Raw genomic sequence first — 23,316 nt, 5'->3', positions numbered from 1 at the left:
TTAATTAATCCACCATTTTGATTACGTTAACTTTAACACTTTCTGATATTTCGCCAAATGAAATGACATCCAGATCAGTAAATTGCGACATTATCAAACGTTTAGTATAGCGTCTGATATCAACTGCAGTTAGAAATACAACATCCTTTCGTGAAAGGTTAAATAAATGATGCTCAAACCTGTCAATAACAAACTCATTATCTGCCGGTTCCATATTAATAAATGATCCAGAAGCAGATGTTTTAATTCCCTTACGGATTTTATTTTCAATCTCAGGTGATAACACCATAACTGACAATACATTTTCAGTAGAAAACTTATCTGAAATATAGCGAGCTAACGCACTGCGCACATGCTCTACCAACTGGATCGTATCTCTCTCTTTCCCGCCCCACATCGCCAACGCTTCCAGCACTGCTTTCATATTTCTTACTGAAATACGTTCACTTAACAAACGCTGTAAGACTTCAGATACTCGCTGGACAGTACAATGCCTGTAAGTTTCCTTTAATAACTCAGGATACTGGCGTTCAAATTTATCCATAATATTTTTGGTTTCCTGGATACCAAACAGCTCAGGGATCTGTGCGGTCACCAGCAACTGAAAAGAAAGCATCATTTCATCTTCTGCCGAACGCAACGTAAATCCCAAAGATGAACATAACTCCTGGCTCTGTTCGGCGACCCAGTATTCTTTTTCATTTCCATATTCAGTGGTGATTACATCAATGCCGGGTAAATCAATAATACCGTCAAGATTCAAAAGTTTGAAATGCCCAAAGTTAATAGGAAATACACCTGCAGTAACTTCATTGATCAGGACAACAACATGGTTCAACTGTACGTTTGGGCTCATTACCACACTGACCTTCGGGAGTTCAATGCCATAGTTAAGGTAAAAATCCTGTGAAAAACGCATGCCAAAATGTTCAAGATCCAGATTGTTAAAATCTTGCTCTGGAAGCATTACCATCAACGGTACAGTTTCAGGTATAATACTTGCTGTGGGTAAAAGAGTATTTCCTTCACTACCAAAACTTCCCCCTGAATTCGTTTTTATACTCCCCGAAGACGTTGCCTGCTTTTTAGCTTTCATCATACGATTAATATAAACTGCAAGAATAATACCAGCTATAAACATAAAAATTATCAATGGAAATCCCGGAAGACAACCAATTAAAATGGCTACAATTACCGTAACAATCAAAACAAAATCACGCTGGAAAATCTGATCAATGATATTGTTACCCAGATTTTTTCCATCCTCACTAACCCTTGTTACCACAAAGCCGGTACCAATGGAAATAAGCAAAGCCGGAATCTGAGCGACCAAGGCATCACCAATTGTTAAAATCGTATAGATATCGGTAGCCCCACTAAAGGACATACCATGACGCCCCATGCCAATAGATACGCCACCAATGAAATTGACAAAGATAATCACAATGCTGGCAATTGCATCACCCTTGATAAATTTCATTGTGCCATCTAATGCACCATACAGTTGGCTCTCCTTTTCCAGCATGGAGCGTCGCCGTTGGGCATCATCAGCATCAATATTTCCCGCTCGCAGGTCGGCATCAATACTCATCTGTTTACCGGGCATGGCGTCCAGAGAAAAACGAGCACTAACTTCTGCGACACGCTCTGAACCTTTTGTTATAACAATAAATTGAAAAAGTGTAACAATTGAAAAAATGATAAAACCAACAATAATATCCCCAGCAATAACGAAGTTACCAAATGTTGTAATAATGTGTCCTGCATCAGCTTGCACCAGTATCATACGGCTGGTACTGATAGATAACGCAAGACGAAAGAGCGTTGTAATGAGCAAAAGTGAAGGCAATGCAGAAAATTCCAACACTTTCTGTATATAAAATGTGCCAATAAAAATTAAAATAGAAAATGTAATATTAAAAGCTAATAGTACATCAATAAGCCATGTTGGTAGTGGTATAATCAACATGGCTAATATTAATATCATCAACACAACCAAAAATAATTCTGGTCTCTGCGCTATTTTTTGCCACATATGTATCTCAGACTACGCTATAATGTTAATTACACTCTATATACTTTATAAATCTCTCGTATATAAGAGCTATATCTATTTTTTTCTGCAATACACAATAATAGACTTTATCGTGATGCGATAGAACTTGCTCATTGTGACTAAGCATTTCACTGTTATTATATATCCATGCAGAAAGATCGATCACACCTATGGGCATTTCCACCATTACAAAGTACCATACTCCATATCGACAGCAGCGGAATAAACTTCCCTTGAATGTAACAGAGATTTCTTCTCCGGCTAGCAAATTGCATACCTCATCTTCCAGTCCGCTATTAACCATATGTCCTTCTGATATGAGTAAAACGAGAAAACCCGTCGATAATCATTGCAAGAGTATTCTCAACACTCATTTTCATTTTTTCAGCACCTGCCAGATCATCTGCAAAGATCCCGAATGGAAGTGGCTTAATAGCAGAATAAATTTGTTGGACAAAGTTGGTTTTATCGCTACCTGCATAATATTTCATACAGTTGTTAATCAGTTCAATCGTTAAATTCTTAGTTTCATCAGGTTGCAAAACAATATGAAAGAAGAAATCAAGCAATCTGGAATCTCTTTCATTTGTTGATGGAATATACTCACCTTCATTCATCTTCGACATAAACATCTTATCGGCAGAACGAAGTATATTCATTCTAAAATTTGCTTCAAGCAAAGTGCCAAATTCAAGTGCGCTGCATGAAGGGTCGTAACTATTAATATCACAATGCAGTGCCTGGGAATAGTAATCCAGCACAGCGTAGCGATTTTCAATGCCAAATTTCTCAATCGACATCTGGTATATTTCTAGTGGATCAAGGTCCTGCGTAAGAAACCCCTCATAAGCTTTACGCAATGACTGTTCGTTTTGTTTTAGTTGCAAACTAAATTTTCTTGCTGTATTTGCACTGTTAATGCCTGCTTTTATCTTTTTCCTGTCAGGTCCCTTCATTAGATTTTCAAGAGCAGACTCCAGAATATCCAAAGAAATATCAGGCAACTCATCATTTTCTTTTTTCTTCTTTTTCATCAAGATAAACGCGTGAAGAAGTAAAGCAATTTCTGTCGGGTCGGCGAATAACTGATGCAGATAATTTAATAATTGTTTTGCCGTCATTGCTCCGCCTTTGGCAAAATCATTGATTTTCATCACACAGTTTGGCGTTTTCTCCTTTATTGAGGCTTCACACTCTTCAGCAATACTTTCTGGTGATGAAGGTTTTGCCTTCGCCGCACGATTATTCTGCAGAAAAGAACTCAATAACGCTGACATATCATCGGCCATAGTCATCGCAACTGAAAAAGAACCTTTCTCCACCTTCACTTCAGCATCATCCTGCATCTTAACAAGGACGTTGCTTAAATCGCCAATCCCTCCCGCACTTCGGACACTGGCCATTGGCAAAGATTCTAATGCCATATTCTACCCCTGATGAGTTGGTGTTATAAAAGCATCTTGATTAATTTTTTGCGTCTTATTCTGATAATTTTTAATGGCATCCCATCCATCATTAATGTAACCATCAAGCGCATCTTTGTGGCTAAAATCATCTTCTAGTATCCTGGGCTGAATCAAAAAGAGTCTTACCGCCTTCGAGGAATTGTTTGTCTTTGTTTTAAATAAATTACCGATAAATGGAATATCGCCAAGCAATGGGATTTTAGTAACACCATCAGACAACTGATCGCGTGTATAGCCACCAATTAAAAGATTCTGACCGGCAGTCACCCGAGCCATGGTGCTGATAGCAGTATTTCCCACAACCGGTAACTGATCTACCGTTGCAGTATCACCTTGATCATCTTCCACAGTATTTCCATCTGTAATGTCAATATTCATCTCAACGAGTTTATTATCATCTGAAATCATTGGAATAACGTTGATGGAAGTACCATAGGTTACTGTCTGGAGCGAAACTTCTCTTTCCCCCATCAATTTGACATAAAAACTACGCGAATTATCAAAGATGGCCGGAATATTATCCTGGGCAAGGATGATGGGGCGTGATACAATATTCGCCTTATTCCTCTGACTTAACGCATTAACGGTTGCCAAAAACATATCACTTTGCGAGCTTGTTAAGATACTTGTGGCATTAAAAAATGTCTGGATGCTCGAACCGACTTTATATTGCCCTTGCCAATTTACGCCTATTTGTTCTAAATCATCCTTATTAATATCAATAATCCAAAGTGAAAACTCGACTTGTTTACGAGGAACATCAAGGCGTGCAATAAGATCTTTTATCATGTTAACTTGATCTTGCGTGCCTTTAATAAGCAAACTATTACGACCTGAAAATGGCAATACTTTAATTTCACTGCCAGAAATTCTGCCATTATCGTTAAATTCTGCACGCACGCCAAATTCAGATTCTTCGAGAATCTCTGTTTCAGCTGTAGACTCTGGCTTAATTTGCTTTTTGACTGCAACATTACTTTTTCCTTGAACTCCATTATCAGAAAACAAGTTGTTGATTGTGGTGGCAATGCCTTGCATCGTTTTCGTTTGCCCGCGATAGCTATAAGTACGATCATCCACGAACACATGCCGCAGTTTTACTGTATCAATGACTAATTCGCTGTTAGATGATGAATATCCCTCTCCCATAAAACCAGCTATACCAACTACGATTTCAATATATTTTGGTGGCCCTGAGATATAAAGTGTATTGGATGGCATATTCATTTTAAGTGGATATCGAGAATCATACATACCATTGCTGTGCAAGAAATCCTCCAGATCTCTATAGCTTCTGGCTGGAAAATGAATGATTGCAGTTTTAGCTTCTGAGGCTTCATATATATAATATATTGAACCATCAAAGTACCAAATTAACCCTAAGTCATGCGTAATGCGCTCGACCATTTCCATTGGTCTGTTAAGATCGAAACGGCCTGTCACCGAATATTTTTTTGCGCGTGAGCTTACAATAAATGGTTTATTAGTTTGTGATGATATCGCTTTAAAAACAAAATCAACACTCTTATTATTGGCAGTAAAACTGTTAATTGGTGCCGTTAAATTGACATCGTTACTGGGGATCGATTGGCGAATGCCATTACTTGTCAAATTATCCTCAACAGCAGAAACCGCTCCACTATAGCTTAGTACACCCAATACAATGAGTGTACTTAAATTTTTTATTGCGGCTTCAGTCCTGAAAAACATTGATATATCCATCCATGAAAGACGTGAGAAATTCCATATTCGAGCATTCAAGTGGAAACAAACAAACCCAGCCGTCATTAATACTAATTCCACACGCAAAAAATTGATTCAATTTCATCACTAACATTGAGAGAACGGCATACTTATCAATAAAATATTCGTCGGTTAGCTGGAACAACACATACTGTTCAGAATGGCAGATACTATAATTTTTCATTTATCTTCCTCAATGAGGACGGTGTCATACCGAAAGAGGATAAGATAACCTGGTTCAAATGAGACTGTGAGCTAAATCCATTGCTCATTGCTATATGAGTAAGGCTTTCTTTTGTCTCTACAATATCCAGCATTGTTTTTGTCAATCGCCATGCCTGCATTCTGGTTTTTACTGTATCACCGAAATATAGTTGTGTTTTTTTTCTGAAATTCGAGTATGACAAACCGTAACGTTCACTCAAGTTAGTAACATTGCTAATATCATTATTGATATAATTTCCTATAAGATAGTTTGCGATCATATAAGACTCTTGCTGTCGTATAAATTCACATAATGAAGCAAAGTCAAAATCTTCAATTCTTTGAATATATCTAATAATAAATAATTGTTCTAGTTCTGAATATCTTAAGCATATATTGCCATTATGCTTATGTTGAGTATCAGAATTCCAGTACGTATTTATGTCAGAAAAAACCTGATACGCAGCATCAAGAAATGCAAGCAATTCAGAAAAATACCCTACATTTACAGTACCCGTTAAAATCCGTGACTGCTGGTGATAATCTCTGATCTGGCGGCCGTAGACTAAATGCTGTGAAAATCTTCCCTGTTCGCCAATCGTCCAGATATGGTTTTCACACCGCACATTCCCTGGGCATTGATTCAATTTATTTTCAGTGTTTAGTGAAACGCATAGCAAAAATTTTTCAGATAACTGTCTGCGGCTAATTTTATTCCCTGGATACCATTTAATTCCTTTAACATTCATGGCCTACATCCGTTTTATTCAAAACTCTGGTTGGCAGAAATTGTCATACTTCCACTATCGTTAACATCAGCCATCATTGCCATGGTGTCCGTTACACAGATTTTTAAGAAATGTTCCAGATTTTGGTCAGCGCTATTGATCGTTAAGGTTTTTGACTGAAGATTCCATTGAATTTCAGCATCTGGATGTTGAGTCTCGGCAAGATACTGCGTTGCACAGTATACAAGCTGTTGCCTGAATAAACGCGTAGAATGCGTAATATGTCCATCAGGCACCAATGCGATGTCTCTTTCTAACGGTTTTTTAACTGTGCAGCCGAACAGCACAGTTGATAAAATCATTACAGCAATAAATGATAAAGGCCCCTTATACATATAATGTTTATTCATATTTAAGTTCCCTTCCTTGGGAGAAAACGCCTCTGCCGTTTTGCTATTGAATGCCCCTTTAATCATCAGGAACCTTAGCTTTGACATAGTCTAGTGTCTTTCATAAGAATATTACATAAATTTTTATTTATTTTTTCTATTTTCTTTTTTGTTGAATAAATAAATATTTATTCTTTTCATTTTTTATATCCCCTAGACTACTTAGGAGCATAGTAACCTTGTTTTTGTACGGGATTTTTATGGAAGAGAATTCGCAGCGTGCAGGTATGGATTGCCTGCCCCACTATGTCATGAAGGTGCTTTCTGGCTCGATGTATGGAGTAGACATTCCATTACCTCACAGCGAAAACGTGCATGTCCGCTTCATGTCACAGGAACAGTTATTAACTGCGGAACAAAGTGAACAGCAGTCTATTTTTAGCAGCGTCAACACTGTTGTCGTCCCAGCCCCTACAGACCAGAGCACCTGCTTTCTGTTGTCGTTTATAACCTCTGCTGAAAGTGAAACAGTGGCTGTATCTTGCCAGGTACTGTCCCTCGCCGGAGAAGACCCCCTTTCTTCGGAAAATGACGGAGAGACTTCAGTTCGAGCTTTAAACCTGAACAACCCAGTTAAGATTGGCCTGATAACTATTGCCTTAAAAATCAAGGGTGAATACTGGAATCAGGCCGTTGTAAACTATTCCAGAGAGCCGCTTTCTTCTCTGAATCAGGATGAAAGCATTACCGATCCTTCATTTGCTAAAGTATCAACCGATAGATCATACTTTCGTCGCCAACTTTTTTGGCTGATTTTTCTCAGCACCGTTATCCTTTCTGTCGCCGCCACTTCTTTCATCGGTTATTACGCTAAGGTGGATAACAGTGCTTCCGTACTGTCTTTATTGTCTCCTGTTGATCCTGATATCGTTAAACTTAAGGATGGCAGTATTTATGTCATTGTGAGGAACGATACCGACGCCGGCTGGGGCTGGCAGGAACTCAATAAAAGTAATGTTAATACAGAAAAAATTCACATTGTATCTCTTGAATCGGCTCGCCTTGATCTTTCGGCAATGCTCCACGAACTGAAGATCCCATTCCATAAAATTGAACTCGCTGATTCTTCAACTTTAGCAATAATATTTAGTACAGAACGTTGTACTAAAGATACGTGCAACAAACCCTTTAACACGTTGATTGGTAAAGATTATCCGTGGATAAAAAATACAGTCATTGGTTCATTTTCCGATCAAGAAATCATTGCATCTGCTAAGCATAAACTCAATGAATTAGGATTTCAGTTTACAACAGACATTACACCTTTAAGAGCGAGTTTTATTATTCATGGTGTTATCGATAGAGAACAGTATTCTGTTATCCAGAATTCGATAGACAGTTTTAGACAAAGGTTTGGCGGTGAATATGTTCAGTTTGATTTTGGACTGGACGAACCGGGGTTACGGCCATTGACCTATCGGAACGGTGATGACAGTTATGCCATCATCTCTGATTACCACTGGCTTTATCCCTATTAAATTAAATGGAATAAGAGGCAATTAGAATGGTCACATTTGATAATAAATCGCATGATGCAAGTACTGTAACCGACCTGGAGTTTGGTTCGGGATATATTAGCAATATGGCTTTAGGATTTGAGCAAGGTACACAAGACCTCAGACAATCGCTGGATGATGCATTAACGGTTTTACAAAAGGATCCAAGTAACCCCGCTAATCTGGCGGCATACCAATCTGCATTATCTGAGTATACTCTTTATAAAAATGCGCAATCGAACGTTGTTAAATCATTCCGTGATATTGACCAGGGCATTATTGCTAACTTTAAGTAAAAATGATGTGCGGTAAGGTAGGTCCACTGCTTTTGCCGCTATCGATTTATCCTAAGGACAGGGAGTACTAACGTGAGCATGTCTATTAATCAGATATCATTGCAGTCATTACAGACACCCACTTTTTCAGAATCACAACCCTCTTTAGTCACGGGTGATTTGGTTGATCTGGATACACGATTAGCTGAAGAAGTCTCCAGACTGGCAGCAGGTACCCAGGTTGAAAAAGACAGAATTACCGCCGCATTGAATAACCCAGCTGTCACTTCCGACCCTGAGCAACTCGTAATATGGCAAAACAAGCTGAGCGCTTATACTATAGATACCAGTTTATATAGCACGCTGGCTCGTAAGGGTGTTTCCGCAATCGAAACATTAATAAAAACATGATGAAATCATTGAATATAAAGACTGCGCTGATACTACTTATGTTTCTACTTTGCGGATGTAATGAAAAATTAGCTGACCAATTATCTGAAAGGCAAGCTAACGAAATAATTACACTTCTGGAGTCGAATAATATCGATGCGTTCAAGGTTGACGGTGGCAAAGGAAAATATTCCATTCAGGTTTCCTCAGAAAGCCTGGCTTCCGCGACGGTATTACTGACTGCTTATAACCTTCCATCTGCTGAGGATATTGAAATATCGCAACAATTTCCTGCGGATGCTATGGTGTCGACCCCCCTTGGTGAAAAAGCACGACTGATCTCAGCTATTGAACAGAGACTGGGTCAGTCACTACAAGAACTGGAGCATATTACCAGCGCCCGAGTGCACTTGAGTTATCCTGGTATTAGCCCTGAAAATAATGATTCATCTTCAATGGTGGCATCAGTATTGATAACCTATCAGGGAACAATTGATGAGGCAGCATATTCAGATAAGATACGCCTATTTATAAAGAACGGATTGCAGGATATGCACTATGAAAATATATCTGTGGTTATGTTCCGCCAATCCGCGCCGCTTAAGTTAGTGAGTATCAGACCTTCACATCCGCTATGGGGATACACCGTTATCATTGCATGTTCAGTTCTACTATTATTTCTGATTTTGCTAGGTGTGTTCTGGCCCCGTATATCTCAACGTTTTATTTCTAAGAAAGAGACAGAGTAATCAATCACAATATTTCATTAGCGACGATTTCTTTTCGTCGCTAATTATTGGATAAGCTATGAATGAGATAATTATGCTTAGCAAAATTGTGCTAATGCCGGCTGACTGGGCAAATATTACCAGAGTAGCTAAATTGCGCAATGTGCCACGTACTATTGTAAACAGACTTCTGTTGCCACATAACACTATTGATATTGATCTATTACAACTCTCTGAACAAAATATGTTTTTTATTTCTCGCTGGGACAAAATCTATAGTGCAGCGATGATGGCCGCATCACGGCAACTGGCTCCTATGTTCGTACGGTTTCCCGCCGCCCTCACGCTTTTAACGGCCAAACAGCGCGCTTTCCTTTATATTCCCTGGTTTTCATCTTTACCCATAAACGAGGAATATCGCCAACCTGATCTCGGTATGCTTGAACAGTATGCATGCACATTGTTGATAAAAGCAATGCACAATCGATTTCCCCCTCCTCTTGTCCCTCTACTGGCCTTATTTTTCTCTGATGAATGTCAAGAGCCTGATATCAGAGATGACCAAATCTATTCTGAAGAATACTTTCTTTTTTTGCAGGCCTTAGAATATGCTTAGACAAATCTCACTTCCGAAGCAGTATCATTTGCCAGATACCCCACTTATCAAAGCGAAATGGCTGAATTCAGCGACCAGTGCATCCAGACTTGAGCTGCTTGCCAGAAAGCATGCTCAACATATTCTCCGTGATGCAAGAAACGAGGCTGATGAATTGCGTTCTCTTGCCTGGATAGAAGGTTATACTCAGGGAATACAGAAGGCATCACAAACTGTAGTCGATTACGTCAGCAATGTTGAATCTGCAACATCACAGTTGTTGCAACGTTCGCAACTGCAACTGGAGGAACAGTTGCAGCAATTATTTGCCAGTGAGGCCGGTATAGAAAATATACTCGCACTTTTAGCTCATTATCTATCACGTGATGCTATTACGGACTACAAAGCTATCGTTTCATTCCCTGCTTATGCCATTCGCTCAGCCAAATCCATCAGTGACCATTTTAAGCAGTCCGGAATTGATGTTGAACTTCGAACATGTCAAGCTGAAGAGTTACGGGTAGAATATGGACAGGAAATATGGTGCTGTAATTTTCAGCGCCAGCCATCCCAGCTGGCTAAATTAGCTATTGCCGCGTCTTTTGCTACGCTGAATATTTCTGAACGCCTTGAAGAATATCGTCAGCAGGCAGTAGAGTCTGTTTTGGAATAATTGATTTAGCTCTCTGATTTTTAAGCTCGTATAACGGCCCGAAACATATCGGGCCTTTTTTATATTTCGGTTAGCAATCAGGCTTTCAGATTGCTACTGACTGTAGAAACCAGATCTGCTGACGAGTGGCGTACATCAGCCATCAGAGAAAGAAGACTACTCATCACTTGCGCCGCTTTTTGAGCTGTTTCTTTGCTCATCTCCATAGTTTGATCCATCATTTTACTACTTGCCTGCAGGGATGTCTGCTCGGCTTCAGAATTTTTCGTCTCCATACCAAACGAGCCTTGTTCTGCTTCAGAAAGACCTCGTCCCAATCCCATAGCCCCTTGGCTGACAGCAGAAGCGTGCGCCTGATTTTTTAAGAAACCCGTCCCACTCCCCACTCCCGAAGCAACCATCTGAGTAGTACCGCTAGTAATACCCGATGACAAAGCCAATATCCCCTGCTTGCGTAATTCATCTGCCGCAGCATTGGTGAAATCCTGACTGATGACACCGAGCTCACCAGACATCTTATAACCCGCAATTGAAGATTCATTTTCTGATTCTATCATGGCAATCAACAGCGTTAGCAGCGAACTGGCTTTTGGCATTGATACTGTTATCACATTACCTGTGCTGGTATCGCTGCTGCCTAAACCACTATGTAACTGACTAAGAAGTTGCTGAGCCTCATTACGTACTGCGGCTTTGTCTTCTTTAGTCCCGCCCACACCTTTGTAGCCATCGCTAACCAATTTCACTAACGTCTGGTAGACCTGCGTATCTTTAACGTTCTGCGTAGTTCCCGTCAGAACAATATCCGCATCATCACCCGCATTAAGATATACATTGCCCGTTACTACTGAATTAATCGATCCAACCATGCTATTTATCTCCGTTTCTATGATAATTACGCACGGGTATGTGCCAGAATTTGCTTACCCGCCTGCATAGACATACCCGTTGCTTCCGTTTCATTTTTGATAATCGCATTCATGGTTTTCATTGTATTGCTGTAGTTTTCCACGACCATATCCATAAATTTTTTGACAAAGTCATTATCTGTCATAATTTCGATCAGCTTCGCTGAAATATCATCGCGTTGTTGTTCATAAACACCGCTGGTAATTGAATAAGCGCCATTATTAATGCCGCTGGCTGCTAGCGAAGTTCTGAATGTATGTTTAGACACTATTTTTACAATGCGTCCAGCACCTGATTCTCCGTGATTTGACAAGCCCCGCAACACCGAGTTTGTCATATTGCTTGCGAATTTATTACCCAAGAATTTTGCCCCGCCCCCCAGCACTACCATAGCGACAATTGTTGTTAATAACATCGTTATTGATGCAAGAATAGAGGCAACAAGCTCATCCGCTCCCATAGCTTCAAACATTTTAGCAAATTCGCTCACAACGGCATTCATCGCTTTCGCCATAAAGGACTCACCCGTTGCGGCTTTCGTAATTTGATCCGATATCATGAGGGCCGTGCTGGCAACAAACAAAATTGCCATAACACCACCGGTAAATAGTGCTGAAATGGCACCGGCTATCATCGTCACACACATAATTACTTTACTGATAGCACCAAAAATCTTATGCATCCTTTTTTGTTTTTCCGCGATTTTATCTGATTTCTCAGTTTCCTTTGCCAGTTCAGCCTGTTTGGCTGACTGCTGACTTTTTGCCAGCTCCATATTCGTCTTTAAGGTTTCTTCGTTACATTTACCTAAAATAGTCACTAACTGTGCCATCATAAGGTCAACTGAATTAATCCCGCCGGTATCACTGGCGTTGTTAACTTTACTGGTGTTGTTCATGTTCTGAATCTTAGCCGTCAGGGTGTTTAAGCGATCCTCCGCCGCAGCTGACGTCTGATTTGCCGCCACCAGCACTTGCTGCTTTTGCTCCATATTTGCGGTGGCAGATTTTACCGCCTCTCGCGCATTGTCTCTGGTATTCAGCGCCGTTTGGTACCCCTCCGAAGCCTTATCCACAGCCTGTTGCGCTTTCTTCACGCGGTCCTGAGCCTCGCTCAATTCATTGGGATCAATGGTAAAGCCCTTGACCGCCACCTGATAAATCCTCTCAGCATCTTCTTTCGCGTCAGCAAGCTCGCTATTTGCAGACTTCAGGGTCTGATCGGCACTTTCCAGCGCCTTTTCAGCTGCAGTCAACTTACTGTCAGCCTTTTCTTTCTCCCTGGCGGCCTCAGTGTAATCTGAGTTTGCCTGTGTAACTGCCTGCTGTGCATTCTCAACATCTTGTGAAGCCTGATTAAGTGCTGCGGAGGATCCTTTTCCCATCAACTGTGTCGCCGTAGCGCGAAACAGCTGCCCTACCACAGCTGAATCACCCAGTTTTACCGCTAACGTGGCCAAAACAACGGCGAGGGAATAGGTCGATGATTGTGCGCTCCCTCCAGGCATCGCACTATTGGTCTCACCTGACTGCGATTCAGCTTGCAGGGATGATCGCAGCGTCACACTTTCAGGGGAACGCAACGTTGGTTTCCATGATTCACTGGTCATAACCGATTTCTCTGCGCGCGTAACCAATTTTTCCTGGACTATTTTCTGCGCCGCATTTCCATCGCTGCTGCTTGTAGAACTAATGTCCTTTTTCGCGGTAGTTGCTCTTTCGACATCACCTTCACTGGTTACCTGCTGGGTAACCAGCGTGACAGGCTTATTTGTTATTCCGTACATGGTTATGATCCTCATCACTGTCGTTAATCTTTGTTAGCGCTTTAAGATACACTTCGGCACGCTTGACCAGCTCAGGATCCTTTTCGTGAGCCACGACCTCTTCAAATGAGTCGCGTGCTTTCGAATAGTTATGCAAGTGCATATAGCATTGCCCTGCTTCAAAAATGGCGCGCAGATTGTCATCATCAAGCGCATAGGCAATTGCATAGATATCCAGTGCATGTTTGTAGTCCTGCTTTAGCTGATAAACGGCGGCCAGGCCAAATGCGTAATCAGGATTATAGAAGTCATACATCATTAAAAATTTAAAAAAGTGCTCCGCTTTATCAATTTCTCCTTTTTGGTAATACTCGTATGCACAGGCGTAGAAACCGTTCATCAGGCTATCTGGAATGCCATACAGCTGTTTGCGGGTAGCGCCAGACTCAAATAAATCTTCAATAAACTGTTCGCGATTTTCTTCAGAGATCTTGCTGAGAAGATCCTCCATCAACACATCATTTTCATTGTCCATAATAAATTCAGATCCATACAAATAATAGATAATTGTTTTCCTATAATTATCACCGCATTTATTGTTGAAATAAATAAATAAAAATTTAGAAGATTAGCGCTCAGGTTGCCAAATAAAAAATTGAGGCACTTTTTGAAAGAAATCCGTCAACAGTGATACCATCATACACGTGAAACTTGATGATTAACAAAATCATATGGAGATGTATATGCCAAGTGCAGTTAAAACATACTCACACAATGTTTATAGCCATTATAAAAGTGATTTTAACAGGCAAAGAGAAGTTAAGAACCATAATTTACTGTCCGCATGTTTATCAGCTATCGCTAATGTCCCTAAAAATATTAGCATTAGCAAAACCCTTCAAAAAACAACAGCAGATTTGGCGCGTAGTAATGCTAATCGTGTAGATATTCCGATACATTCGTTCAATAATAGAGGTATCATGACTCTAAATGAAAATCGTGTAAAATTTGAGGTAAACACAGCCTCAAATATGAATAGAGCCATAATAACCTTTGAAAATCGATACAAAACTGATTCTCTTAGCGGGAAAAATTTAGAGGCTTATAATGTTCTAAAAGACAAAATAAAGGAATTTAAAACCAATTTTGTTGCTCAGGTCAAAAATGGTAAAGCAGTTATTAACTGCGTAGAAACCTGTGCAGAAATGGTCGATGCTGATACAATAAATCCTGTTTTCAATGCAATGCTTAATAAATATACTAAATTGAATGAGTCACCGGTCAGACAGACTACAAATCTTGATGTTGATACAATCAGGACCTCTTTAGCTAACATATTGAACACCGAATATAGTACATCTGACATTAATATGGCAATTAGTGAGCAAGGTAATGCAGCAGGCCAAATTATCAAAAGATTTCTGTCGTCCTCTCGATCAGTGCATATCAGTGACGCTAGCATCGCCAGGCTTGAGCAACCTGCTTTTAATGAATATATGAATCAACGGCTTCAGGAGTTACCAGTAAATGACCGCGAGCTGACATTATCCTTATATAAGGCTTTCACTACAAACTTAAATAAGAATATTTTGTTTGATAAGGATTTTACTTCTACTTTTTTCGGACAGGCTATTATAGTTGCAAATGATTTTGTAAAATCCTGTCATACTGAGACGGGCAGTTTTAAGGGGGAGGGCCGCAATAATTCAGTTAGAGTGGCTATTAATTCCACATATGAAAAATTTATTGCATACGTTAAAACCACTTTCCCTGAAATTAATCCACCTGCATAGCATTTTCCTCGGGATATGACCATACTCCCACTATCGGCGGTAGTTTGGGGCTAATAAATAAAGGGTCACGATGTGACCCTTTTATCAATACAGGTAACTTACTTCAGGTATTCCCCACTGCGCAGCGCTTCAATACGTTTGTCCAAAGGGGGGTGAGTCATAAACAGCTCACTCAACGATTTGGATTTACCGTTGATGCAGAACGCCATCATACTGGTCGCTTCCTGCGGCTCATAGCTGGTTTTCAGGCGCTGCAGCGCGGCGATCATTTTTTCACGCCCTACCAGTTTTGCAGAACCGGCATCCGCATGGAATTCACGATGACGAGAGAACCACATCGTAATAATGCTCGCCAGAATACCAAATACCAGCTCCAGTACCGTCGCTACCGCAAAGTAGATTAACGGGTTACCGTTGCTACCCTCTCCTTCATCGCGGTTACCGCCCATAAACCCAGCGGCAATCTGCGCCAGAATACGCGAGATAAAGATAACAAAGGTGTTCACCACACCCTGAATTAACGTCATGGTCACCATATCGCCATTAGCAATGTGGCTGATCTCATGCGCGATAACGGCTTCGGCTTCATCCGGGCTCATATTTTGCAACAGGCCAGTACTTACAGCCACCAGCGAGGCATCCCGGCGGGCACCGGTCGCAAACGCGTTAATATCTGGCGCGTGGTAGATTGCAACCTGCGGCATAGCGATCCCGGCCTGGCGGGCCTGATTCGCGACTGTATTCATCAGCCAGCGTTCTCTTTCATTACGCGGCTGCTCAATAACTTCCCCGCCAACGGACTTTAACGCCATCCATTTGGACATCAGCAGCGAAATGAAGGAACCACCAAAACCAAACAGCAGTGCCATGATCAACAAGCCTTGAACGCTGCTTGACTGGATCCCTGTCAGGCTCAATACCAGCCCGAAAACGACCATCACAGCCAGGTTCGTCAGCAGGAAGAGCGCGATTCGCATCATAATTTTCTTTTAACCTCAATTTAACAAAACGCACTATGCGATTACCCATATCGTATGGGTCTTATGACTATTTTCAAGCATCCATAGGTGCTAAGTCACCAGAAAGACACAACTTTACATTTTATCGTATCAGGCTGACGTCTTCATGCACTTGTTAAAAAAACAGGCACAATTTCTTGTGCCTGTTCGAGGTTATTGACTGGTTGCGGGCTGCTCCGCTGGCTTCTCTTTCTCAAGATGAGCCAGGTCGAGCGCGATTTTTACCGTTTCATCCAGGTACGGATCCGGCTCCTGGTAATCCTTCGGCAGATCGTCCAGTTTCTTCAATGGTGGTTTGCCTTCACGTTTAAACCGATCATTGATACGCGCCAGACGCATTGCGTCATCTTCGTTATTCTCTTTTTCACGCTGAGCGTAATTCAGAGAAGCGATGTTGCGCTTATCCTTCATCGCATTGAAACGCGCAATGTCCTTCATGATGTACTGGAACTCAGGATCGTTCGCAATACGTGCATTGTGCTCTTTCAGCAATTCAGGTCCGAACGGCGTCAGATTATCTGACTTAGTGTAGGTCGCAGCATCAATGCTGTCCCACGGCAGTGCGTTATCTTCAAACTTCTCGCCAGTTTCAGTTTCTTCATTACCTGTCGGCATGATGATATCCGGCGTAACGCCCTTACGCTGCGTGCTGCCACCGTTTACGCGGTAGAATTTCTGGATCGTGTACTGAACAGAACCCAGCGCCGGCCATTCCGGACGCAGCATCTGATCGTAAATACGGTTCAGAGAACGATACTGCTGTACGGTACCCTTACCAAACGTCGGTTCACCGACAATCAGTGCACGGCCGTAATCCTGCATTGCCGCAGCAAAAATCTCTGATGCCGAAGCACTGAAGCGGTCAACCAGTACCACCAGCGGACCTTTGTAGTAAACAACGCCATCAGTATCGCTGTCTTCGCGCACCTTGCCGTTGTTATCACGAACCTGAACCACCGGACCAGAAGGGATAAACAGACCGGAAAGCGAGACCGCTTCGGTCAGTGCGCCACCACCATTGGTACGCAGGTCGATAATCACGCTGCTGACATTCTGTTTTTCCAGTTTCTGCAGCTGAACTTTGACGTCATCCGTCAGGCCAACATAGAAACCAGGAATATCCAGTACGCCGACTTTTTCTTTACCAACGGTTTTCACCGACATTTTAACAGCGCGGTCTTCGAGACGAATGCGTTCACGCGTTAACGTGACGATGCGCGTCTTGGTTCCCTTACCGGCAGGCAGGATTTCGAGGCGAACTTTACTGCCTTTTGGTCCTTTAATCAGCGCGACAACATCATCCAGACGCCAGCCAATCACGTCGACCATACCTTTTCCGGTCTGGCCTACGCCGACAATACGGTCGCCAACACTTATCGCTTTGCTCTTGGCTGCCGGGCCGCCCGCAACCATGGAGTTAATGACGGTGTAGTCATCATCCATTTGCAGCACTGCGCCAATACCTTCAAGAGACAAGCTCATTTCCGTATTGAACTGTTCGGTATTGCGTGGAGAAAGATAGTTAGTATGCGGGTCGATTTCACGGGCAAAAGCCGTCATCGCCAGAGAAAACACATCTTCGCTATTGGTCTGCGCCAGACGGCGAATCGCAAACTTGTAGCGGCGCGTCAGCGTTTCGCGAATTTCAGCGTCGGTTTTACCGGTCAGCTTCAGGCTGAGTTCGTCAAATTTAACCTTGCCGTCCCACAGCGCATTTAGCTCTGCTTCGCTTTTCGGCCACGGAGCTTTACTCCGGTCGAGGTTAAAGTTGTCGTTACCGGTGAAATCCATTGGACGTGCCAGTACGCCTAATGCGTACTGATAACGTTCAAACCGGCGCTTTTGCGCCAGATTATAGAGATCGTAAAAGACATCCAGCTTACCGCTGCGCAGTTCATCACCGAGGACCGTTTTCTTTTTTGCAAACTGTTCGATATCGCTCGCCAACAGCACGTTGTGGCTGTAGTCGAGCAGATTCAAATAGCGGTCAAAAATTTTCGCCGAAAACGCCTGATCCAGATCGAACTGGCGATAGTGTGAACGCGTAAAACGCGATGTCACACGTTCGCTTACCGTCGCATGCTGGGTTTCTTCCTTTAAAACGGGGATTTGATCGGCACGCGTGATGTCTTCCACAGCGAGTGCCTGGCCTGCAAATGCAAGCAGACCAGCTAACGCAGTAAGCCTAAAAAAAGTGTTCATGCCAGGCCTGGCCTCCGTTTCAGAACACCAGGTGTTCTGCGCGTACAATCAAAGACATACCCGAATTCAGCTGTACACGGACGCCATCTTTGGTGATTTCTAATACGGTGGCATCCATCGCATTATTACCTGCTTTCACCTTCAGAGACTGCCCTACCGTCAGCACTGAAATATCAGATACCGGGGTATGCTGTTCTTCACGAGGAGCACGCGGTGCTTTTGCTGCTGGTTTTTCAGCGCGAGATTTACGCTCTACGCCTTCCTTACGACGCGGAGCAGGACGCGGCTTGCGCTCGCGACGCGGTGCGTCTTCTTTTTCACCGGCAGCAGCGGCCGCTTCGCGTTTTTTCGCCTGTTGCTCTGCACGTTGCGCCTGAACGCGGGCTTTAGCTTCTTCCAGCTGTTTGCGTGCATGTTCAACGTGCTGCTCATCCAGCTCACCACAAGGGTTGCCGTCAAGATCGACACGCGTTGCGCCCAATTTAACGCCATACAGATAGCGCCAGCTTGAAGTATAGAGACGTAAGGCAGAGCGGAGCTGTGTCTTGCTGAGGTTCATTTCGCCCTCAACACGCTCTACCAGATCCTGAAAAATGCCAATTTTCAGTGGGCGCGCTTCGCCTTCCGCACTAAAACACTGCGGGAAGCGTTCGGCCAGAAACGCGATGACTTCTTTACTGCTATTCAACTTAGGTTGATTTTCCATGAAATTTCCTGATTACAACGGACGTAGCCAACAAGCGCAGGCATGAACAGGCGTCATTATAATGACGTCATCAGTAATTGCTACGTTATCCGTTGATTATCCTGCGACGGTCGCAAAGAATTTTTTGTAATCCGTCGTTGCAAGCACGGTTTCAAGCTGTGCCACAAGCGTCCGCAGACCCTGTTCATCTTCTTCTGTAAAGCGACCAAACGCTGTGCTATCAATGTCCAGCACGCCGATAATTTGATTCTCAACCGTAATCGGCAGAACGATTTCCGCATTGCTGGCGGCATCGCAAGCGATATGGCCATCAAAGGCATGCACGTCCTCTATACGCTGAACCTGGTTCTGCGCCACCGCAGTACCGCACACGCCGCGCCCTACCGGGATGCGTACGCAGGCGATTTTCCCCTGGAAGGGACCGAGCACCAGCGTAGTGTTCTCAAGCAGGTAAAAACCTGCCCAGTTCACTTCTGCAAGACGTTCGTACAATAACGCGCTGGTATTCGCCAACGTTGCCAGAAAACTGGTTTCACCTGCCATTAATGCCTGAAAATCACGGTTCAGATCCGTGTATAGCTCTATTTTGTTCATTATGTAATCACTTAGTTGTCTTACTTAAAACTGCAGCCTACTAAAATAAACATTAAATGCGTAAATGCTCAAGATCATTCCCATCATGGGTTAAGATAACATTACTTCAACACTTGATTCGCGATACATGGCCCTTACTCATCCACGCATCACGCCGACTAAAAAAATAGCGATCAGATCCATTGGTGAAGCGCTACCCCGTGCGCATTACCAACGATGCCCTGAATGTGACCTGCTGTTTAGCTTGCCGAAAATGCGTTCGCACCAAAGTGCATTCTGCCCACGCTGTCAGGCCAAAATTCGTGACGGCCGTGACTGGTCGTTAACGCGACTGGCAGCAATGGCTTTCACCATGCTGTTACTGATGCCCTTTGCGTGGGGAGAGCCGCTGCTGCACATCTATCTATTAGGCATACGCATTGACGCGAATGTGGTACAGGGCATCTGGCAGATGACCCGGCAAGGCGATCCGCTGACGGCATCCTTCGTGATGTTTTGCGTCATTGGCGCTCCCGTAATACTCGTTTCATCAATCGCTTATTTATGGTTTGGCAATATTCTCGGTATGAACCTGCGCCCAGTATTATTGATGCTGGAAAGGCTTAAAGAGTGGGTCATGCTTGATATCTATCTTGTCGGTATCGGCGTCGCCTCGATCAAAGTGCAGGACTACGCTTTTCTGCTGCCTGGAGTGGGACTCTATGCTTTTATTGCGCTGGTGATCCTGAGCATTTTGACGCTGTCGCACCTCAATGTTGAGCAATTATGGGAACGCTTTTATCCACAAAGGCCCGCACGCCGCCCCGACGGACAGCTTCGTGTTTGCCTCGGTTGTCACTTTACAGGTTATCCTGATGCCCGAGGCCGCTGTCCCCGTTGCCATATTCCATTACGCTGGCGCAGAAATCAGAGCATCCAAAAGTGCTGGGCAGCTCTGCTGGCCTCGATTGTCCTGTTGCTGCCTGCTAATCTGCTGCCCATCTCGGTAATTTATGTTAACGGTGCCCGCCAGGAAGACACTATCCTGACAGGCATCATGTCCCTGGCGAACAGCAACGTTGGTGTAGCAGCCATTGTTTTTATCGCCAGTATCCTGGTGCCCTTCACCAAAGTGATTGTGATGTTTACGTTGTTGTTCAGTATCCAGTTTAAATGTGAACAAGGGTTGCGCACCCGCATCCTGCTACTCCGTATGGTGACCTGGATTGGTCGCTGGTCGATGCTGGACTTGTTTGTTATCGCCTTAACCATGTCGCTGATAAATCGCGATCAGATACTTGCTTTTACTATGGGACCGGCTGCGTTTTATTTCGGTGCAGCGGTAATATTGACTATTCTTGCAGTGGAATGGCTGGACAGCCGCTTACTTTGGGATGCACATGAGTCAGGAAACGCCCGCTTCGCAGATTGAAGCGCAGATTAAAACAAAACGCCGTATCTCTCCGTTCTGGCTGCTGCCGTTCATCGCACTGATGATTGCAGGATGGCTCATCTGGGGCAGCTATGAAGATCGTGGCAATACCGTGACCATCGACTTTATGTCCGCGGACGGTATTGTCCCAGGACGCACGCCCGTGCGCTATCAGGGTGTCGAAGTTGGCACGGTGCAGGATATCAGCCTGAGTAAAGATCTGCGCAAAATTGAAGTTCGAGTCAGCATTAAGTCCACCATGAAAGATGCCCTGCGCAAAGACACACAATTCTGGCTGGTCACGCCGAAGGCATCACTGGCGGGCGTTTCTGGTCTCGATGCACTGGTTGGCGGGAACTATATCGGGATGATGCCGGGCACCGGCGAGCCGGAAGATCATTTCGTCGCGCTCGACACGCAGCCAAAATATCGGCTGAATAATGGCGATTTGATGTTGCACCTGCAAGCATCCGACCTCGGTTCTCTCAACAGCGGTTCGTTGGTTTATTTCCGCAAGATCCCGGTAGGCCGGGTCTATGACTACACCATCAACCCCAATCATCAGGGTGTAACCATCGATGTACTGATTGAGCGCCGCTTTACCAATCTGGTGAAAAAAGGCAGTCGTTTCTGGAATGTGTCCGGCGTGAATGCGGATGTCAGCCTGAGCGGCGCAAAGGTAAAACTGGAAAGTCTGGCCGCGCTGGTCAATGGCGCCATAGCCTTTGACTCCCCAGAAGATTCACAACCTGCCGCCGCCGACGACACGTTTGGGTTATATCAGGATCTCGCCCACAGCCAACGTGGCGTGATCGTCAAACTGGAACTACCCAGCGGCGATGGCCTGAAGGCTGGATCAACCCCGCTGATGTATCAGGGCCTGGAAGTCGGTCAACTGACCAGGCTGGATTTGAATCCAGGCGGTAAAGTCACTGGTGAAATGACCGTCGACCCAAGCGTTGTAACGCTGCTGCGCGACGGCACGCGCATTGAGTTACAAAGCCCCAAATTATCATTAAACGATATGAGCCTGAGCTCGCTGTTAACAGGGAAAACGTTTGAACTGGTGCCCGGCGAAGGCGAGCCACGTAGCCAGTTTGTGGTGATCCCTGGTGAACAGTCCCTGCTTCATGATCCCGGCGTTATGACACTTACGCTGACCGCCCCGGAAAGTTACGGCATCGATGCTGGCCAGCCGCTGATCCTTCATGGCGTGCAGGTCGGTCAGGTTATCGAGCGTAAGCTATCAAGCGATGGCGTTTCATTTATCGTGGCTATCGAGCCGCAGCATCGTGCACTGGTGCAAGGTGACAGCAAATTCGTGGTTAATAGTCGTGTGGATGTCAAAGTGGGCATTGATGGCGTTGAGTTCCTTGGCGCCAGCGCCAGCGAATGGATAAGCGGCGGTATTCGCATTTTGCCTGGTACCAAAGGTGAAATGAAAAAAAGCTATCCACTGTATGCAAACCTCGAAAAAGCAATTGAGAACAGCCTGAGCGATCTGCCCACCACCACCGTCAGCCTGAGCGCCGAGACACTACCGGATGTGCAGGCCGGGTCAGTGGTGCTATACCGTAAATTCGACGTCGGTGAAGTCATTAGCGTACGCCCTCGTGCCGACGCGTTTGATATCGATCTGCATATCAAACCGGAATACCGCAATCTGTTAACCAGCAACAGCGTGTTCTGGGCTGAAGGTGGCGCAAAAGTTCAGCTTAACGGCAGCGGCCTGACCGTACAGGCATCACCCCTGTCGCGGGCGCTAAAAGGGGCGATTAGCTTCGATAACCTGAGCGGTGCCAGCGCCAGCCAGCGCAAAGGCGACAAGCGTATTTTGTACGCGTCAGAGACCGCTGCACGTGCAGTAGGTGGACAGATTACTCTGCACGCATTCGACGCAGGGAAACTCGCCGCAGGGATGCCAATTCGCTACCTGGGGATTGATATTGGTCAGATCCAGACCCTTGAACTGCTCACCAGCCGTAACGAAGTGCAAGCCAAAGCGGTGTTGTATCCGGAATACGTGCAGACCTTCGCGCGAAGCGGTACACGATTCTCGGTAATTACCCCGCAAATTTCGGCGGCAGGTGTAGAGCATCTGGATACTATCTTAC

Annotated in this window: 21 protein-coding genes; 9 read left to right on the top strand and 12 right to left on the bottom strand. The window is 44.0% G+C overall.

Translation table 11 applies throughout. The annotated features are described in order from the left end of the window. Window positions 1-4 precede the first annotated feature (4 nt). The 5 genes from FDX03_RS11115 to FDX03_RS11090 form a co-directional block, all read right to left on the bottom strand. Entirely contained in the window at window positions 5-2,035 is a 2,031-nt protein-coding gene (locus FDX03_RS11115; RefSeq protein WP_137345936.1) for an EscV/YscV/HrcV family type III secretion system export apparatus protein, read from the bottom strand. A 317-nt stretch (window positions 2,036-2,352) separates the two neighbouring features. Further along, window positions 2,353-3,480 carry an HrpJ domain-containing protein gene (locus FDX03_RS11110; RefSeq protein ID WP_137345935.1) on the bottom strand — a complete coding sequence of 376 codons (1,128 nt, stop codon included), beginning with the start codon at window positions 3,478-3,480 and terminating at the stop codon, window positions 2,353-2,355. A 3-nt stretch (window positions 3,481-3,483) separates the two neighbouring features. Next, window positions 3,484-5,232 carry a type III secretion system outer membrane ring subunit SctC gene (gene sctC / locus FDX03_RS11105; protein WP_137345934.1) on the bottom strand — a complete coding sequence of 583 codons (1,749 nt, stop codon included), beginning with the start codon at window positions 5,230-5,232 and terminating at the stop codon, window positions 3,484-3,486. A 203-nt stretch (window positions 5,233-5,435) separates the two neighbouring features. Continuing rightward, complete coding sequence (locus FDX03_RS11095) at window positions 5,436-6,218, bottom strand: helix-turn-helix domain-containing protein (protein ID WP_137345933.1); 783 nt, start codon at window positions 6,216-6,218, stop codon at window positions 5,436-5,438. Between the two features lie 14 nt (window positions 6,219-6,232). Next, the gene (locus tag FDX03_RS11090) at window positions 6,233-6,673 is read right to left on the bottom strand and encodes a hypothetical protein (protein WP_249357043.1); all 441 of its coding nucleotides are present in this window, start codon (window positions 6,671-6,673) and stop codon (window positions 6,233-6,235) included. Between the two features lie 173 nt (window positions 6,674-6,846). Here FDX03_RS11090 and FDX03_RS11085 point away from each other — a divergent pair, with 173 nt between their 5' ends. The 6 genes from FDX03_RS11085 to FDX03_RS11060 all read left to right on the top strand — a co-directional run bounded on the left by FDX03_RS11085 (window position 6,847) and on the right by FDX03_RS11060 (window position 10,803). Next, window positions 6,847-8,124: a PrgH/EprH family type III secretion apparatus protein gene (locus FDX03_RS11085; protein WP_137345932.1), complete on the top strand. Its 1,278-nt coding sequence runs from the start codon at window positions 6,847-6,849 to the stop codon at window positions 8,122-8,124. Between the two features lie 26 nt (window positions 8,125-8,150). Beyond that, window positions 8,151-8,438, top strand: coding sequence for a type III secretion system needle filament subunit SctF (sctF, locus tag FDX03_RS11080; RefSeq protein WP_101743353.1), 288 nt, complete (start codon window positions 8,151-8,153; stop codon window positions 8,436-8,438). 78 nt (window positions 8,439-8,516) lie between these two features. Then, a complete protein-coding gene (sctI, locus tag FDX03_RS11075; RefSeq protein ID WP_202927569.1) occupies window positions 8,517-8,828 on the top strand; it encodes a type III secretion system inner rod subunit SctI in 312 nt (103 codons plus the stop codon). Further along, window positions 8,825-9,556: a type III secretion system inner membrane ring lipoprotein SctJ gene (gene sctJ / locus FDX03_RS11070; protein ID WP_137345931.1), complete on the top strand. Its 732-nt coding sequence runs from the start codon at window positions 8,825-8,827 to the stop codon at window positions 9,554-9,556. Before sctI ends, sctJ begins: the two co-directional genes overlap by 4 nt. A gap of 58 nt (window positions 9,557-9,614) precedes the next feature. Then, complete coding sequence (locus tag FDX03_RS11065) at window positions 9,615-10,151, top strand: hypothetical protein (protein WP_101742243.1); 537 nt, start codon at window positions 9,615-9,617, stop codon at window positions 10,149-10,151. After that, entirely contained in the window at window positions 10,144-10,803 is a 660-nt protein-coding gene (locus FDX03_RS11060; RefSeq protein WP_137345930.1) for a type III secretion protein HrpE, read from the top strand. Before FDX03_RS11065 ends, FDX03_RS11060 begins: the two co-directional genes overlap by 8 nt. Window positions 10,804-10,880: 77 nt before the next feature. On the opposite strand, the gene FDX03_RS11055 is transcribed toward FDX03_RS11060, so the two are convergent. The 3 genes from FDX03_RS11055 to FDX03_RS11045 are packed head-to-tail and all read right to left on the bottom strand — an operon-like array spanning window position 10,881 to window position 14,012. Continuing rightward, a complete protein-coding gene (locus tag FDX03_RS11055) occupies window positions 10,881-11,672 on the bottom strand; it encodes an IpaC/SipC family type III secretion system effector (RefSeq protein ID WP_137345929.1) in 792 nt (263 codons plus the stop codon). A 26-nt stretch (window positions 11,673-11,698) separates the two neighbouring features. After that, window positions 11,699-13,498 carry a type III secretion system translocon subunit SctE gene (gene sctE / locus FDX03_RS11050; RefSeq protein ID WP_137345928.1) on the bottom strand — a complete coding sequence of 600 codons (1,800 nt, stop codon included), beginning with the start codon at window positions 13,496-13,498 and terminating at the stop codon, window positions 11,699-11,701. Continuing rightward, a complete protein-coding gene (locus FDX03_RS11045) occupies window positions 13,479-14,012 on the bottom strand; it encodes a SycD/LcrH family type III secretion system chaperone (protein WP_101742239.1) in 534 nt (177 codons plus the stop codon). The genes sctE and FDX03_RS11045 overlap by 20 nt, the downstream gene beginning before the upstream one ends. Window positions 14,013-14,220: 208 nt before the next feature. Between FDX03_RS11045 and FDX03_RS11040 the strand changes: the two genes are divergently transcribed. Continuing rightward, window positions 14,221-15,270, top strand: a complete 1,050-nt coding sequence (locus tag FDX03_RS11040) for a hypothetical protein (RefSeq protein WP_137345927.1) — start codon at window positions 14,221-14,223, stop codon at window positions 15,268-15,270. 98 nt (window positions 15,271-15,368) lie between these two features. Here FDX03_RS11040 and htpX read toward each other — a convergent pair whose 3' ends face one another. From htpX to FDX03_RS11020, 4 genes are all read right to left on the bottom strand, one after another. After that, entirely contained in the window at window positions 15,369-16,250 is an 882-nt protein-coding gene (htpX, locus tag FDX03_RS11035; protein WP_003034964.1) for a protease HtpX, read from the bottom strand. A gap of 192 nt (window positions 16,251-16,442) precedes the next feature. Beyond that, on the bottom strand, window positions 16,443-18,491 hold the full coding sequence (gene prc / locus FDX03_RS11030) for a carboxy terminal-processing peptidase (protein WP_115601881.1): 2,049 nt from the start codon (window positions 18,489-18,491) through the stop codon (window positions 16,443-16,445). 19 nt (window positions 18,492-18,510) lie between these two features. Continuing rightward, window positions 18,511-19,197 (bottom strand): RNA chaperone ProQ, encoded by a 687-nt coding sequence (gene proQ, locus FDX03_RS11025; RefSeq protein ID WP_137345926.1) that lies wholly within the window; start codon window positions 19,195-19,197, stop codon window positions 18,511-18,513. A 96-nt stretch (window positions 19,198-19,293) separates the two neighbouring features. Continuing rightward, window positions 19,294-19,791 carry a GAF domain-containing protein gene (locus FDX03_RS11020; RefSeq protein ID WP_048211393.1) on the bottom strand — a complete coding sequence of 166 codons (498 nt, stop codon included), beginning with the start codon at window positions 19,789-19,791 and terminating at the stop codon, window positions 19,294-19,296. 127 nt (window positions 19,792-19,918) lie between these two features. Between FDX03_RS11020 and yebS the strand changes: the two genes are divergently transcribed. Both yebS and FDX03_RS11010 read left to right on the top strand, forming a co-directional pair. Then, window positions 19,919-21,202 carry a membrane integrity lipid transport subunit YebS gene (yebS, locus tag FDX03_RS11015; protein ID WP_121584744.1) on the top strand — a complete coding sequence of 428 codons (1,284 nt, stop codon included), beginning with the start codon at window positions 19,919-19,921 and terminating at the stop codon, window positions 21,200-21,202. Next, a partial coding sequence (locus FDX03_RS11010) for an intermembrane transport protein PqiB (RefSeq protein ID WP_249357042.1) occupies window positions 21,171-23,316 on the top strand: 2,146 nt, incomplete at its 3' end. The genes yebS and FDX03_RS11010, both read left to right, overlap by 32 nt.

The sequence above is a fragment of the Citrobacter sp. wls827 genome, from assembly GCF_005280875.1.
In the GTDB taxonomy this organism is placed as follows: Bacteria; Pseudomonadota; Gammaproteobacteria; order Enterobacterales; family Enterobacteriaceae; genus Citrobacter; species Citrobacter youngae.
The sequence above is the reverse complement of the archived record's forward strand: the minus strand, read 5'-3'. Positions and strand labels throughout refer to the sequence as shown.

What these genes read in the sequence shown, in the direction of transcription:
- proQ (WP_137345926.1), bottom strand. Translation starts at nt 19,197, where the DNA reads ATGGAAAATCAACCTAAGTTGAATAGCAGTAAAGAAGTCATCGCGTTT.
- FDX03_RS11095 (WP_137345933.1), bottom strand. Translation starts at nt 6,218, where the DNA reads ATGAATGTTAAAGGAATTAAATGGTATCCAGGGAATAAAATTAGCCGC.
- FDX03_RS11020 (WP_048211393.1), bottom strand. Translation starts at nt 19,791, where the DNA reads ATGAACAAAATAGAGCTATACACGGATCTGAACCGTGATTTTCAGGCA.
- FDX03_RS11090 (WP_249357043.1), bottom strand. Translation starts at nt 6,673, where the DNA reads ATGATTAAAGGGGCATTCAATAGCAAAACGGCAGAGGCGTTTTCTCCC.
- yebS (WP_121584744.1), top strand. Translation starts at nt 19,919, where the DNA reads ATGGCCCTTACTCATCCACGCATCACGCCGACTAAAAAAATAGCGATC.
- sctJ (WP_137345931.1), top strand. Translation starts at nt 8,825, where the DNA reads ATGATGAAATCATTGAATATAAAGACTGCGCTGATACTACTTATGTTT.
- FDX03_RS11045 (WP_101742239.1), bottom strand. Translation starts at nt 14,012, where the DNA reads ATGGACAATGAAAATGATGTGTTGATGGAGGATCTTCTCAGCAAGATC.
- sctF (WP_101743353.1), top strand. Translation starts at nt 8,151, where the DNA reads ATGGTCACATTTGATAATAAATCGCATGATGCAAGTACTGTAACCGAC.
- prc (WP_115601881.1), bottom strand. Translation starts at nt 18,491, where the DNA reads ATGAACACTTTTTTTAGGCTTACTGCGTTAGCTGGTCTGCTTGCATTT.
- sctC (WP_137345934.1), bottom strand. Translation starts at nt 5,232, where the DNA reads ATGTTTTTCAGGACTGAAGCCGCAATAAAAAATTTAAGTACACTCATT.
- sctI (WP_202927569.1), top strand. Translation starts at nt 8,517, where the DNA reads ATGTCTATTAATCAGATATCATTGCAGTCATTACAGACACCCACTTTT.
- FDX03_RS11040 (WP_137345927.1), top strand. Translation starts at nt 14,221, where the DNA reads ATGCCAAGTGCAGTTAAAACATACTCACACAATGTTTATAGCCATTAT.
- FDX03_RS11115 (WP_137345936.1), bottom strand. Translation starts at nt 2,035, where the DNA reads ATGTGGCAAAAAATAGCGCAGAGACCAGAATTATTTTTGGTTGTGTTG.
- FDX03_RS11065 (WP_101742243.1), top strand. Translation starts at nt 9,615, where the DNA reads ATGAATGAGATAATTATGCTTAGCAAAATTGTGCTAATGCCGGCTGAC.
- FDX03_RS11110 (WP_137345935.1), bottom strand. Translation starts at nt 3,480, where the DNA reads ATGGCATTAGAATCTTTGCCAATGGCCAGTGTCCGAAGTGCGGGAGGG.
- htpX (WP_003034964.1), bottom strand. Translation starts at nt 16,250, where the DNA reads ATGATGCGAATCGCGCTCTTCCTGCTGACGAACCTGGCTGTGATGGTC.
- FDX03_RS11060 (WP_137345930.1), top strand. Translation starts at nt 10,144, where the DNA reads ATGCTTAGACAAATCTCACTTCCGAAGCAGTATCATTTGCCAGATACC.
- sctE (WP_137345928.1), bottom strand. Translation starts at nt 13,498, where the DNA reads ATGTACGGAATAACAAATAAGCCTGTCACGCTGGTTACCCAGCAGGTA.
- FDX03_RS11085 (WP_137345932.1), top strand. Translation starts at nt 6,847, where the DNA reads ATGGAAGAGAATTCGCAGCGTGCAGGTATGGATTGCCTGCCCCACTAT.
- FDX03_RS11055 (WP_137345929.1), bottom strand. Translation starts at nt 11,672, where the DNA reads ATGGTTGGATCGATTAATTCAGTAGTAACGGGCAATGTATATCTTAAT.